Raw genomic sequence first — 12,858 nt, 5'->3', positions numbered from 1 at the left:
GCCATGAAACGACTTGTCTTACTTGCAGCATTCCTATCGGCGACCCTCGCCTCCACTGCGCACGCGCAGTTTGGCGGCGTGGTCTTTGACCCAACACAGTCAGGCCATGCGATCCAGCAGCTCGTACAGGAAACGGGCATCAGCGCGAATACCTTGCAGGAGATGCAGACCGCGATCAAGGCCTACAACTTCACTCGCCAGATGATGACGGCACCGCAGACGCTCTACCAGCCGTTCATCTCGCCGTACACATGGGAGGCGGCGATCAATACCTCCGCCAACACCTACAACAACACCTCGTCTTGGACAAATGCCGCCAACACCGGCAGCGGCGCGTCGTTGGCGACACAAGCCTATGTCCCCCGTACCGGGTCGCAGCTACCCGGATACGGAAGTCTGACCGCGCAATCGCAGCAGCAGATCGCCGCCCAGGGCGCGACAAGCGACCTGAACGACTCTGTGAACGCAACTACTCTGCAAACTCTCGGTACCATCCGGTCGAACGCACAACAGCGGGCGACGGACATCGCCACACTGGAGGCGGCCAGCCACTCGGCTGACCCAACGCAGCAAACCGAGTTGGCTACTCTCCAGCGGATCAACCAGGCACTCTTGCTCATGCTTCGCACTCAGCAGGAGACCAACTCCATCAACACCACGCAATCGTTGCAGCAGATGATGGCTGGCAAACAGCAGCAGGACGCTCTCAAGGCGAGCTTCCAGAACGCCACCAGCTACCAGAACAACTTCCAGACATCCGTCGCACCGGCTTACTCCGGTGCATCGTCCGCAATGCGGTACTAACCGCCTCATCCACTACGCGGGGGTTGCAGTATGGGACTACTGAACTTCATCACTCAAGGGTGCGACTCGCTCTCGGCGACAGCCGCACCCTCCGTTACCGCAATGGGCCTGCGCATGTGCATCGCCCTCGCCACGATCATGCTCGTCTGGTTCGGAGTGCAGGAGGCGCTTGCATCCTCGCAGGGCGGACCCGGATTTAGCATGTCGCGTTTCTTGAGCTTCTTCATGCTCATCACCTTTGCTTACGTCATGGTGAAGTATTACGACTCGTCCATTCCGGGACTGGGATCTTCGATCAAAGGCTACATCAACGGCGGCGCTCAGAACCTTGTTCAACTCATTGGGACGGATAGTACCGACCAGATGATGAACACCCTATCGCAGGCACAACAGAACGCCGGCCCCGGCATGGTGGCGAGCTTCGAGCAGCCGTATCTTGTGCTCATCTTCGCCATCACGCAGGTATTGCTTGGACTGCTGTCGGCACTCATTGCCGCCATCGTCGGCTATGGCGCTATCGCCAGCACGGTTGTTGGACTCCTCGGCCCAGTGTTCATCCCGTTCCTTGTTTTCGACAAACTGGACTTCCTCTTCTGGGGCTGGCTCAAGGCGTTCATCAGTTTCAGCTTCTATAAGGTTGTCGCCGCCGCTTGCCTCAGCGTCCTCAGCCATATCCTGACCGCTTATTACACCAACTTCATCAATGCGACCGACCCAGCGACGATGGTCAAGAACTTCCCATTGCTCTTGTTGCTCATCCTCGTCAATGTCTTCGTCCTGCTCAAAATTCCGGCTCTCACCGCTTCCATCTTCTCCGGTTCGAGCAGCGGGCATGACGGCGGCAGGGGCATGATTACCACCGCGATTATGGCACTTGGATAAGGAGACTCGTCATGCAGGAATCTATGAAGTCCGAAGTCACTCCCGACATCAGCCGTGCGGCGGAGCGGTACCTCGAACAGTACGGCGATCCACTGGTGACGAACACCTACCTCAAGATCGCCATGCTCTGCCTTGCTGGACTCTGCGTGATGCTTGGCTTGCTCGTCTTCAAGAGCCAGAAGGCACTCGCATCGGCCAAGCCGTTCATCATCCGCATCAGCGATGTTGGACACGCCGAAGCGATCGACTACCGCAACTTCGACTATCGGCCCCAGGAGGCGGAGAACAAGTATTACCTCACCCGCTGGGCGAACCTGTACTTTGGTCGCAATCGCTACACCATCGAGCGCGACCAGACGCAGGCGCTTTACTTCCTCAATGCCGACGTGCAGCGGGCCGTCATTGAGCAGGAGCAGAAGAACAACACCATTGCCACCTACGTCAAAGACTCGACTCTGCCGTATGTGGACATCGAGGTAAAGAACGTCATCCTCGATGACTTGCGCCAGTCGCCCTACTCAGCCCGGATCGAGTTCGACAAGGTGTTCACCAACTCCGGCGACCAGAGCGTCTTGAAGCGCGAGAAGTGGACAGCCACCGTCACCTACGTCTTCAATCCGCAGGTATCGAACGAGAAGACCACGGTTGATCCTCTCGGGTTGACCATCATCCGTTTCCGCGTTGACCAGGCGTTCAGCTAGATAACAGACTCCCCGATCCCACGAGGCACTGCGATGTCCAAACTTGCTGCCAATCCGGCTGCTTCACCCCACCTGTGCCTGTGCAGGGTGTTCGCGGCGAACCGAGGCCAGAAGCCATGCAACGACGTTGGCGAATGGTCATCCCTCATGGGAGTTCCCGGTCGCTCGAATGACGCTGCAGTTGGGCAAACTTCCGCAGCCAAAGAGCAGATGAGAACTCAGTTCCGGCATGTGTCTGCCGTTTTGTATCCCGCCTTTTGCACGGTCACTGCTTCGGGGCCTATCCGGCGCCCTGCGGCAGCTCGCTCTTCTGCTTCGGCTACGCCGCCCTGCGGGTTACGGTTTCCGTTCCGGACCCTCCGTAAATGCAGAGCTTCGGCACTTGGGAGCCGGGCCCACTTCGCTTAATAGTGACCCGAGCAAGTTCGGGAAATTCAACAAACGGAGACACGACCATGTACCAGAACAAAGTAACCCTCATCGGCTTTCTCGGCAACGACGCAGAAGTTCGCACCAACAACGACCGCAGCTTCACAACTCTCTCGCTGGCAACCAAGTCCTCCTACAAGAAGGATGGCAAGTACATCTCGCACACCGAATGGCACCGTTGCATCGTCTTCGGCAAGCTGTCGGACTTCGCCAAGACCCTCACCAAGGGCGCACATATCCAGGTGGAAGGTGAGTTGCGGAGCCGGGAGTACGACAGCAAGAAGACGGACACCAAGCAGCGCATCTGGGAGATCAAGGTGAAGTCCATCCTCAAGCTCGACCGGGCAGAGCAGGCCGCCGCCGAAGAAGCGGAGTACGAAGAGCATGGGGAGATCGCAACCGAGGACGCGGCCGCATAGGCCGCCTTCTCCTACCCAAGCAGGCAGCCCGGTATCTCTGGGCTGCCTACTTCTCTGAGGACGCTATGAGCTTCGAGTTGATACTTCCGTTCCTTCGCCCCATCGAGTCGCTGCTCTTGGACGACAGCGTAAGCGAGATCATGGGCAATCCTGATGGGTTGTGGTGGTATGAGCGGCGTGGAAAACTCTTCGCCGCGCCCGAGGTGAAGTTTGAGATCCGGCAGCTTCTCACCGGGCTTGATGTCATCGCCAACAAACTCGGTCGCAAGCTCGGAGCGGACAAGCCGCTCCTCAATGCTCAACTCCCGGACGGGAGTCGTCTTGCCGCCGTCATTCCTCCGGTCGTCCGTCCTCATCCGTCCGTCACGATTCGGAAGTTCGCCAGAACCCGCTACACGCTTCCACTGCTCATCCAGGAGGGTGCATTGGATGAGTCGCTGGGGGAGTTTCTGAGCGGTCTGATTGCCTCCGGCAAGACCGTTCTCATCAGCGGTGGAACGGGTAGTGGGAAGACCACATTGCTGAACGCACTCACCGATTTCATCCCGGAGTCGGAGCGAATCGTCGTCATCGAAGACACTTCCGAGCTTCGCATCGCCAAGCCGAACCTGCTACCCGCAGAGTGCCAGACGGACGGACACACCAGCCAGGTGAGTTTCAACGACCTCTTGAAGGCCGCTCTACGGTGGCGTCCCGACCGCATCATCCTCGGAGAAGTCCGGGGAGATGAAGCCCGGACTCTACTCGACTCCTTCAACACCGGCCATGCCGGTTCGATGGCGACCATTCACGCCAGCTCCGCAGTGAAAGCACTGCGTCGCTTTGGCGAGCTTGCGATGCGTTCGCATCAGCAAGCCAACCGCGACGACATCGCCGCCGAGATCGCGGACTCTGTGCAGTACGTCGTGCAGGTACAGCGGTACGCCAATGGCCGCAAGGTAAGCGAAGTGGTCGAGGTCCTCGGCTACGACCGCACAGCCAAAGTCTTCGAGTTCGACACCAAGTTCAATCGAGCCGACATCACCGATTCTGCCCAGCTTGCATTACCTGCTGAGTGGGCGCAGTTCGATAGACCTGTAAGTTCCATTGCACCGATCCATCACTAAAGGAGAAACAGCATGGCACTACTTGAAGTCCAAACCGTCAACAAAGTTACCGCCACCATCGCTCTTGACGAGTCGATTGCTCAGCGGACCGACCAGTACGCACTCTTCATCAACGCGCCTTCGGACGAGGTTGTCTCGAAGGCCCTGGAGTATGTGTTCTCCAAGGACAAGGATTTCCTTACCTTCGCTCAGACAGCGGATGGGAAGAAGCCCGAACATCCGCTCCGCATTCGCAGGCCGATGGAAGCGGCGGAGAGAGCCAAGCGCGGACGGCGCTCGACTCCCCCGGCAACTACTCCCTCAACTCCAGTATCGACTCAGGGGACGAAGTAGTGGCTTCCCTTGGCAGTCTCGGCGGGGTGGAAACGGTGCTACGCACCGGAAGCATGTTGACACTCCACCCCTCTGAGGGTCGTGTAGGGACACTTGAGAACGACAAGCTAGGGCCAGCAATACCAATGATTTACGCCCATCAGGTGTCCCCGCGGACACTCGGGTACACGCAGGGACACCACACCTCAAGGAGGAAAGATGAAACTCCTCGACGACTCACAGATCGCAACAGATGCCGCCAAGCGAGCCACCTACCGATTGCGTGGTGTAACGACAAAACTCAATCCCAGCGAAGTTGAATCCGTGGAACGACTCGCGCGTTCGCGCGGTATGCAGCGAGGGGAGCTTATCCGCAAGCTCATCCTTGACGAGCTTGCCCGTGATGCCGGTACGGTCGCGGCCAGCACGGAGCTAACGGAAATCATGGGCATCCGGCTCATGCTCACCAATCTCTTTCGCCCGCTCGCCACGGGACAAAAGCTCACACCGGAAGCCTTCGACAACATGGTTGCCGAGGTCAAGAAACGCAAACGCAGCGTCGCCGAAGACGCGATGCAAGACCTGGAGCGTGCATGATGAACACCACACAATGGGGTCGCAAAGAGACCATCATCTTCCCACCGCATTCGCCCGTGTACAGCTACGGTGCGATCTTCTTCGCACTGATACTGACGAGCATCTTCGTCTACCTCCGCTTCAGCTACGGGCAGACTCCATTGCAGCAGTTCTACACACCGATCTACGCAAAGAGCGCAGCAGGGGGAGCACTCAACAGGAAGGGCAAGTACCAGCTCCTCTACGTCGGAGATGGAGCGAAGTTGGGCCGCCTCGCAACCGAGTCCGACGTTCAGGAAGGAATGACTGCCGCTCCAAACGGCAAGCATATCCCGCTTGCGGTATCGGCCCAAGCTACCGCACAGGGGCTACGCATTCTCTATCGCGGCCAGGAACAGACATTCTTCGATGCACCGCTCCATGCCTACCTCCGCACTGCCGTCTTCGGCGGCGATCAGCTCCGGAGCATCTACGCTCCGCCACTCCTCTTTGGCTTCCTCTCGTTGCTCGCGCAGCTCCCGTTCGCCATCCGCAAAGACATCCGGCGCCGCAAGGAATTGAAGTACGGCCGGCGGCTCAAAGGCCCCGTCCTGCTCACGCCAAAAGAGTTCAATAAGACCGTGAACGGCGATGGCATCGGTTTCGTCACGACCGAAGCCAAGGAGATGATGCGTATCCCGCTGCAGGCCGAGGCGCAGCACATCGAACTCATGGGCGACACAGGGGCTGGCAAGACGACTTTGATTATGCAGGTGCTCCGGCAGATACAGAGCCGGGGTCATTCCGCCATCGTGTACGACCCGGCTTGCGAGTTCATCCAGAGGTTCTACGACCAGAAACGGGGCGACCTGGTGCTCAATCCTTTGGACGAACGGTGCCCCTACTGGGGACCGTCCGAGGAGCTTCGCCGTAAAGCCGAAGCCAAGGCAATCGCCGCATCGCTCTACCAGCCGACCAGCGACAAGAAGGGTGAGTTTTTCACCGAGACGCCGCAGAAAATCTTCGCTCATCTTCTGACCTACGGTCCGAATCCTCAGCAGCTTGTGGAGTGGCTTTCCAATCCTGCCGAGATCGACCAGCGGGTGCGCGGGACAGAGATGGAGGCCATGATTGCTAAGGGCGCGCAGCAGCAGCGCAACGGCGTTCTGGCCTCGCTGGGATTGGTGGCGGACAGCCTTCGGATGCTTCCCACCAAAGAACAAGCAAAGAACAAAACCTGGAGCGCGACTGAATGGGCGGTCGAGCGGAAGGGTTGGATATTCATCACGTCGAGTGCCACCGAACGCGAAGCACTGAGGCCGCTGCACAGCTTATGGATCGACTTGCTCGTCATGCGGCTCCTCACTGCACCGCAGGAGAACCAGACTCCCGTTTGGTTTGTTCTTGACGAACTTGCCAGCCTCCAGCGGCTCCCGCAACTCCATACAGCGATCACGGAAAACCGGAAATCCAAGAACCCTCTCGTTCTCGGATTCCAGGGCAAGGCTCAGTTGGAAGTCATCTACGGACATCTTGCCGAGGTCATGCTCTCGCAACCCGCGACCAAGATCTTTCTGAAAACGACGGAGCCGAAAGCCGCCGAATGGGTGTCGAACGCCATCGGCAAGATCGAGATCGAGCGCATGAAGGAGACACACTTCGACGGCTCCCGCTCCGGCAAGAACTTCACCATCGACCGTCAGGTTGAACCCTTGGTCATGGACTCTGAGATCTCCGGCTTGGAGAACCGCCATGCGTTCCTGAAGCTGGGCAACAATGTCGCCCGCTTCCACTTCGAGTACATGGACGTGGCGCAGACCACGCCCGGATTTGTGCCGCGCAAGGTGGAGGACGATGAGCTGCCCTTCGATCCGAAGACCCTCGTACAGAAGGCATCGGCACCGGCCACGCCGAGTATCGACTTGGAGGCCGCCACACCCGCCCCAGCGTCAGCTCCGGCACCCTCAGTTGCCGAGCCGGAGGACGAAAAGGACGCGGAGGATGATCAGCCAACCGCAGAAGAGACTGCCTCCAGCGGAGCCAATCCCGACAGCCCGGACGACGATCAAGAAGAAGATGTACCGGTAGCAGTAGATGAAACGATTCGCGTCTGAGACCGCCCATGCTCACCATCTCCAAACCGCTCAGCTCCGGTCAGGCGCAGACGTATCACGCCAAGGAGTTCACGTCTGCGGAGCAGAACTATTGGAAGCAAGGCGACACCATTCTTGGAGAGTGGCAAGGAAGGCTGGCCGAGCAGTACGGCCTTGCCGGGGGCATCGACGCGCAACACTTCGCTCGCCTCAGTGAGGGCCAGAATCCCCTCACGGGCGAGCAGTTGGTTCGGCACCGTAGCGGCCAGGAGTACACGACCGCCGACGGAACCACAGTGAAACCCGTCGAGCATCGGGCCGGTTGGGATGCCACGTTCTCAGCCCCAAAGTCCGTATCGCTGACCGCCCTTGTCGGTGGAGATGACCGGGTACGCGAGGCGCACCGGCAAGCCGTCACAACCGCTCTCATCGAGTTGGAGCGATACACTCAAGCTCGAATCGGCGGGAACCACGCCGCTGAAACAACCGGGAAGTTTGTTGCTGCCAAGTTCGAGCATGACACCGCCCGTCCGGTGGATGGCTATGCCGCGCCGCAGCTCCATACCCATGCCGTCATCTTCAATATGACAGAACGCGCAGACGGCTCCACTCGCGCCGTCCAGCCCCAAAGCTACTTCGACAGCCAGCAGTTTGCGACCGCTGTCTACCAATCGGAGCTGATGTACCGGCTCTCTCAGTTGGGCTACGAGATCACGCCGGGAAGAAGCGGCGCACCCGAGATCAAGGGCTATACCCAGGAGTACCTTGACGCCTCCAGTCCCCGCAGCCAGCAGATTCGGGAGTACCTCGAAAAGAGCGGTTTTGCTGGGCCGGAGGCGGCGCAGATCGCCGCCCACACCACTCGCGACAAGAAGGAAATCCATACTCCGTCGGAGGTGCTGGCCGCTCACAGGCAGGTTGCCGCCGAGTTCGGCAATCAGGCAGATCGAGTCGTCCAGGAGGCCAAAGAACGTGCAAACAGCATGGAACGTAAGCCGCCTACAACGGCACCGCAACAGGTTCAAGAAGCGGTGAGTTTCGCCAAAAGCCGCAACTTCGAGCGCGAGGCCATCACCGATGAACGAGACATCATGCGCGATGCCCTCCGGCGTGGGATGGGCGACCTGACGTACAGCCAGGTGCGAGGCCACTTCGAGCAGCGAGTGACCTCCAGTGAGTTCCAGATCACACCCGGCCAGAAGCATGAAACGGGTCGCCAGTTCACGACCCGTGAGGCGATTGCCGAGGAGCTTTCGACCATCAAGCAAATGCAACAGGGACGACAGACCACCGAACCGATCATGCGTCAGGATGCCGCCGCCGCCCACGCCCGCTCCCGCGACTTTCTGAATCCAGCGCAGCAAAGAGCCATCGAGGAGGTGCTTACCTCGCAAGATCGAATCCACGGGCTGCAGGGCTTAGCCGGTTCAGGCAAAACCTCGGCTCTTTCCAGTATTCGCGAGGGTGCGGAGCAAAACGGCTACGCCGTAGAGGGCTTTGCGCCGACCAGCCGCGCAGCCGGCCAGCTGCGTGACGCTGGCATTCCAGCGGACACGTTGCAAGGCTTCCTTGCGCGTGGAGGGGTCGAACGCAACGCGGGAGACCCGAATGCACGACACCTGTACATGCTTGACGAGTCCAGTCTCGCCAGCACCCGCCAGATGCAATCTTTTCTCGAAAAGATTGGCCCACAGGACCGGGTACTTCTTATCGGAGACACGCGGCAGCATCAGGGCGTAGACGCCGGAAAGCCCTTCGAGCAGATGCAGGAAGCCGGGATGCGTACATCCCAGCTTGACCAGATCGTTCGCCAGAAAGACCCAGAACTTCTCCGCGCCGTCGAACACCTTTCGCGCAACGAGACCGCGACAGGCGTTCAGCTTCTCCAGAAGCAAGGACGCATCAGTGAGATCCCCGACCGGCAGCAGCGCATCGAGGCCATCGCGAGAGACTACGTTGCGCGGCCTGAGAATACCCTCATCGTCTCGCCCGACAATGCCAGCCGCCGCGACATCAACGATGCCGTCCGCTCGGAGTTACAGAGCAGCGGCGCTCTGTCGAAAGAGAACCACCCGATGACCGTCCTTACGCAGCGATCGGAACTGGCCAGTGCCGACCGGAATTGGGCCGCCCTGTACCAGCCAGCCGATGTTCTGTACTACACGCGAGGCAGCAAGGAACTCGGAATCGACCGTGGCACCTACGCCACCGTCGTTTCGACGAGCCCCAAGGATAACCAGCTCACTGTCGAGCGGCAGGACGGCCAGCACGTCACCTATAACCCCGAAAGGCTACACGGCATCGCAGCCTACCGCGAGATCGTCCGCGAGTTCTCGGAGGGAGACCGGATTCAGTTCACCGTGAGCAAGCCGGATATGGAGGTGAAGAACCGGGATTTGGGAACCATCGAGCGGATCGACGGCCCTGCTATGACCGTTCGCATGGACGGCGAGAAAGATCGAACTCTGACATTCGATACATCGCAGATGCGGCACTTCGACCACGGTTACGTCGTCACCTCGCACAGCTCTCAGGGACTCACCACGGATCGTGTGCTCGTCAACATGGACACCACGGCACACCCGGAACTCATCAACACACGCTTTGCGTATGTGTCCGTCTCCCGCGCGTCTCAGGACGCGCGAATCTACACCAACGACGTTTCAACCCTTGCCGAACGACTCAGCACGGACATCAGCAAAGCCTCCGCTGTCGAGGTCTCACGGTCCAACGGCGAGGTTCAAAACCAGCAACCCCAACCCAAGGAGCAGACCATGACGAACAACTATGAACAGTCTCTCGAAGAGCAAAGACGCCAAGTTCAAAACGAACTCACACCAGCGGCAATGACATTGCAGGCGATTGCGGAAGCCGATCAGCGGCACTACGCCCCACTCCATATTGCATTGCCGCATGAGGGTACTGGATATGATTGGAAACGCGAAACCGGAGACATCCAGAGCTACCAGCACAACGAAAAAGGGGGCTGGCTTCACATTGATCCGCAGGGGCAGTTCTATGACCGTCAGGCGCAACCAATAGCGCGAGACCAGGCCTTGGAACACGCGGGACATACCCCGACAGTTCTTGCGAATGACAATTCTCAAGTCCAAACCCACACCAAGATCGATACCAGCAGCGACCAGGGATTGAGCCTCTAAAGCTAGTCGAACCTGCTTCCTCGGAAGTTCATTCTCTCCCGCCATCACCAGGCTCATCTCCAGAAGCCGCGCGGACTTAGTATCAGCCTCGAATGGAATAAATTGAGTGAACGTCCAATTTTCTTGCCATCAGCGTGGCACCGGCCACCGCGATGAGCAACGGAACGATAAGGGCGTCCGTGTGGTTGGTTAGCTCAAGCATGAAGACCACAGAAGAAAGCGGGCCTTGGGATGCCGACGCCAACATCGCGCCCGCTCCTACAATGGCGTAGCTGTCCTTTGAGGTTGCCGGAGACACGTATCTCCATCCCTCGCCGAGCAGACCGCCGAGCAATGCCCCGAAGGTCATGGTCGGAGTAAACAACCCTCCGGGCGCACCCGACTTCAGGCACATTGCCGTAGCAAGCGGTCGCAAAACGAGCAGCCAACACAAGAGTCCCGGGCCGAGCTGGCTGCCAAATGCCTCCTGCACGACGTTCTTTCCGTTGCCAAGGACCTCTGGGAAGCGGACGGAGACGATACCCAAGATGCTGAATACGATGATCGGCCCAAGGATCACCATGTAGGACTTAGGCTTTCCGGTTTCCGACCAGCCAATAAACCTCACATACCCTGCGGACGCTGCTCCAAGAATCGGACCTGCGAGAGCAGCCCATAAGAGCAGCGAGGGCGTTATGGAAAGTTGGGCCACGTTGAACGTTGGAACGTTCGGGAGCATCGACCAGGAGACCGCCACCGCGACGAATGAGGTGATGACAGCGGCAAGGACGTTGGTAAGCGACATCGTCCCCAGCAAGACCTCGATGGCGAACAAGGCTCCCCCCAGAGGAACGTTATAGGCTGCCGCCATGCCCGCTCCCGCACCACATGCGACGAGTAGATGTCTTTGTTCCGGTGACAGGCTAGTCCAATCAGAGATCTTTCCTGCGACCGTGGCTCCGGTATCTTTCAGAGCAGCCTCACGGCCAATTGCTGCGCCCATGCCGACGATGATGATGGAGATGATTGACTTCGCTACCGTAGGGGCAGCTTCAAACCGACCCTGTTTATGCCAAATGGCTCCCGTCACCTCAGCTCCCGAGCCGCCAGAGATGCGTCTCAGTAGATACAGCGACAATCCAGCAAAAACCCCTCCCAACGAAACAACAATGATCCTGTGTTCCGCAGATGTGTTGCGCACCCCAGTAAGGAAATCGCCCGTCGAGTAGGAAAAACTGAGATGCTGTGCCAGACGAAGGAGTCTCATCAGCAAGCCACTGGTGAAGCCAGCTCCTATTCCAGTAAGAAGCACCATCACCCACATCTTGACGGTCATTAAAGCGGCATCCGGTGCCGCCGAGAGAACGTTTGGCTGGGCGCTATTCAAGAGCGCGTCGGGTGATCCTTGAGGGACATTCTCGGCGTTACGCAACTCAACTCCGTTCGCTCAATTCTGAGACAGGAAAATTTTATGCTTAGCGAGCGAGCCGATGACGATGACCAGCCTAATTACGGCAGTCGCGGAATCGTGAAAACTGGGCAAGTCGCGCGACCCAGCACTTGATAGGCAAAGCTGGTATGCAGGTGGCGACCGACCAAAGACTCAGTATGCGCGCCGAGGACGATAAGGCCCGCGTGATGGGATTTTGCACGATCAACGATTTGCTCTAGTTGCATTCCCCGCTCCAGTTGAAATGCTGGCTGACACCACACGGCGTTTTCGTCAGCCAAGACATGCTTCATGCTCTGACAGTAGTCTTCAGCGAGCTGCCTTCTTAATCGGGGGTTATCTTCCACAACCACTGGAAGTAACTGGCAGACATCTACCGGTAGCCCGAACTCTTGTCCAAGCATCAGCGCATAGGGAGCAGCCGAGGTGGACTCAGGCGTGAAATCTGAAAACAATAAGATTTCTTGTACGTGTAGCTTGATGTCGAAACCAGTGAGCACGTGTGCGCCGACGGTCAAGATGGGGCATTTAGCAGAGAGCATGATCTTTTCAGTATTTGAGCCAATGAGCAGGTGTTCAACGCCTCGGTGAACACCATGAACTCCCAAGACCAGTAGGTCCGCCCTATGTCTATCGACCGCTTGCAAGATCATCTCGCAAGTCAGCCCATCGACGACTTCGGCCTCTACGCTCATACCCAAGCGGCGTACCCCAGAGGCAAGCACTTCCAGCCGTTCTTGTGCAGCAAGTCGGGAAACGCTGGCGCGGTGAATTTCCAACTCCGCAGCGTGTGCCGCTCCCGAGAGCTGAACGACATGCAGCATGAGGATCGAAGCGCCGAAGTGTTCGGCAAAGGCCACCGCGTAGTCGAGTGCCAGCCGAGAGTTCTCCAGGAGATCGGTTGCGAACACTATCTTTTGAATTTTCAAGCTGTCTTTCATCGTTTCCGCTTCGCCTCTAACCAGTC

The 12,858-nt window shown here is 58.5% G+C and carries 11 protein-coding genes; 9 read left to right on the top strand and 2 right to left on the bottom strand.

Annotation, left to right across the window (positions count from 1 at the left end):
• The first annotated feature begins 3 nt into the window (after positions 1–3).
• The 9 genes from CHB87_RS08070 to mobF all read left to right on the top strand — a co-directional run bounded on the left by CHB87_RS08070 (position 4) and on the right by mobF (position 10,462).
• Complete coding sequence (locus tag CHB87_RS08070; RefSeq protein ID WP_089407893.1) at positions 4–804, top strand: hypothetical protein; 801 nt, start codon at positions 4–6, stop codon at positions 802–804.
• 30 nt (positions 805–834) lie between these two features.
• Positions 835–1,686 carry a type IV secretion system protein gene (locus CHB87_RS08065; RefSeq protein ID WP_089407892.1) on the top strand — a complete coding sequence of 284 codons (852 nt, stop codon included), beginning with the start codon at positions 835–837 and terminating at the stop codon, positions 1,684–1,686.
• A gap of 11 nt (positions 1,687–1,697) precedes the next feature.
• Complete coding sequence (locus tag CHB87_RS08060) at positions 1,698–2,387, top strand: VirB8/TrbF family protein (protein WP_089407891.1); 690 nt, start codon at positions 1,698–1,700, stop codon at positions 2,385–2,387.
• 455 nt (positions 2,388–2,842) lie between these two features.
• A complete protein-coding gene (locus CHB87_RS08055; RefSeq protein WP_089407890.1) occupies positions 2,843–3,235 on the top strand; it encodes a single-stranded DNA-binding protein in 393 nt (130 codons plus the stop codon).
• A 65-nt stretch (positions 3,236–3,300) separates the two neighbouring features.
• Positions 3,301–4,341 carry a TadA family conjugal transfer-associated ATPase gene (locus CHB87_RS08050; RefSeq protein ID WP_089407889.1) on the top strand — a complete coding sequence of 347 codons (1,041 nt, stop codon included), beginning with the start codon at positions 3,301–3,303 and terminating at the stop codon, positions 4,339–4,341.
• Positions 4,342–4,353: 12 nt separating this feature from the next.
• Complete coding sequence (locus tag CHB87_RS08045; protein WP_089407888.1) at positions 4,354–4,674, top strand: hypothetical protein; 321 nt, start codon at positions 4,354–4,356, stop codon at positions 4,672–4,674.
• A gap of 198 nt (positions 4,675–4,872) precedes the next feature.
• Positions 4,873–5,250 (top strand): ribbon-helix-helix domain-containing protein, encoded by a 378-nt coding sequence (locus tag CHB87_RS08040; RefSeq protein WP_089407887.1) that lies wholly within the window; start codon positions 4,873–4,875, stop codon positions 5,248–5,250.
• Entirely contained in the window at positions 5,247–7,322 is a 2,076-nt protein-coding gene (locus CHB87_RS08035) for a type IV secretion system DNA-binding domain-containing protein (protein WP_245817880.1), read from the top strand. Before CHB87_RS08040 ends, CHB87_RS08035 begins: the two co-directional genes overlap by 4 nt.
• A gap of 8 nt (positions 7,323–7,330) precedes the next feature.
• Complete coding sequence (gene mobF, locus CHB87_RS08030) at positions 7,331–10,462, top strand: MobF family relaxase (RefSeq protein WP_089407886.1); 3,132 nt, start codon at positions 7,331–7,333, stop codon at positions 10,460–10,462.
• Between the two features lie 82 nt (positions 10,463–10,544).
• Here the strand turns inward: mobF and CHB87_RS08025 are convergent, their stop codons facing one another.
• Together CHB87_RS08025 and CHB87_RS08020 are read right to left on the bottom strand one after the other, a co-directional pair.
• Positions 10,545–11,873, bottom strand: a complete 1,329-nt coding sequence (locus CHB87_RS08025; protein WP_089407885.1) for a chloride channel protein — start codon at positions 11,871–11,873, stop codon at positions 10,545–10,547.
• Between the two features lie 77 nt (positions 11,874–11,950).
• Positions 11,951–12,832 (bottom strand): universal stress protein, encoded by an 882-nt coding sequence (locus CHB87_RS08020; protein ID WP_089407884.1) that lies wholly within the window; start codon positions 12,830–12,832, stop codon positions 11,951–11,953.
• Positions 12,833–12,858 lie beyond the last annotated feature (26 nt).

Origin of the sequence: Granulicella rosea (assembly GCF_900188085.1) — a bacterium.
Lineage (GTDB): Bacteria > Acidobacteriota > Terriglobia > Terriglobales > Acidobacteriaceae > Edaphobacter > Edaphobacter rosea.
Note: the sequence above shows the minus strand (reverse complement) of the source record. Positions and strands in the feature narration are given on the sequence as shown.

Coding starts and splice junctions, on each gene's coding strand:
- CHB87_RS08065 (WP_089407892.1), top strand. CDS start 835: ATGGGACTACTGAACTTCATCACTCAAGGGTGCGACTCGCTCTCGGCG.
- CHB87_RS08045 (WP_089407888.1), top strand. CDS start 4,354: ATGGCACTACTTGAAGTCCAAACCGTCAACAAAGTTACCGCCACCATC.
- CHB87_RS08020 (WP_089407884.1), bottom strand. CDS start 12,832: ATGAAAGACAGCTTGAAAATTCAAAAGATAGTGTTCGCAACCGATCTC.
- CHB87_RS08040 (WP_089407887.1), top strand. CDS start 4,873: ATGAAACTCCTCGACGACTCACAGATCGCAACAGATGCCGCCAAGCGA.
- CHB87_RS08070 (WP_089407893.1), top strand. CDS start 4: ATGAAACGACTTGTCTTACTTGCAGCATTCCTATCGGCGACCCTCGCC.
- mobF (WP_089407886.1), top strand. CDS start 7,331: ATGCTCACCATCTCCAAACCGCTCAGCTCCGGTCAGGCGCAGACGTAT.
- CHB87_RS08055 (WP_089407890.1), top strand. CDS start 2,843: ATGTACCAGAACAAAGTAACCCTCATCGGCTTTCTCGGCAACGACGCA.
- CHB87_RS08035 (WP_245817880.1), top strand. CDS start 5,247: ATGATGAACACCACACAATGGGGTCGCAAAGAGACCATCATCTTCCCA.
- CHB87_RS08050 (WP_089407889.1), top strand. CDS start 3,301: ATGAGCTTCGAGTTGATACTTCCGTTCCTTCGCCCCATCGAGTCGCTG.
- CHB87_RS08060 (WP_089407891.1), top strand. CDS start 1,698: ATGCAGGAATCTATGAAGTCCGAAGTCACTCCCGACATCAGCCGTGCG.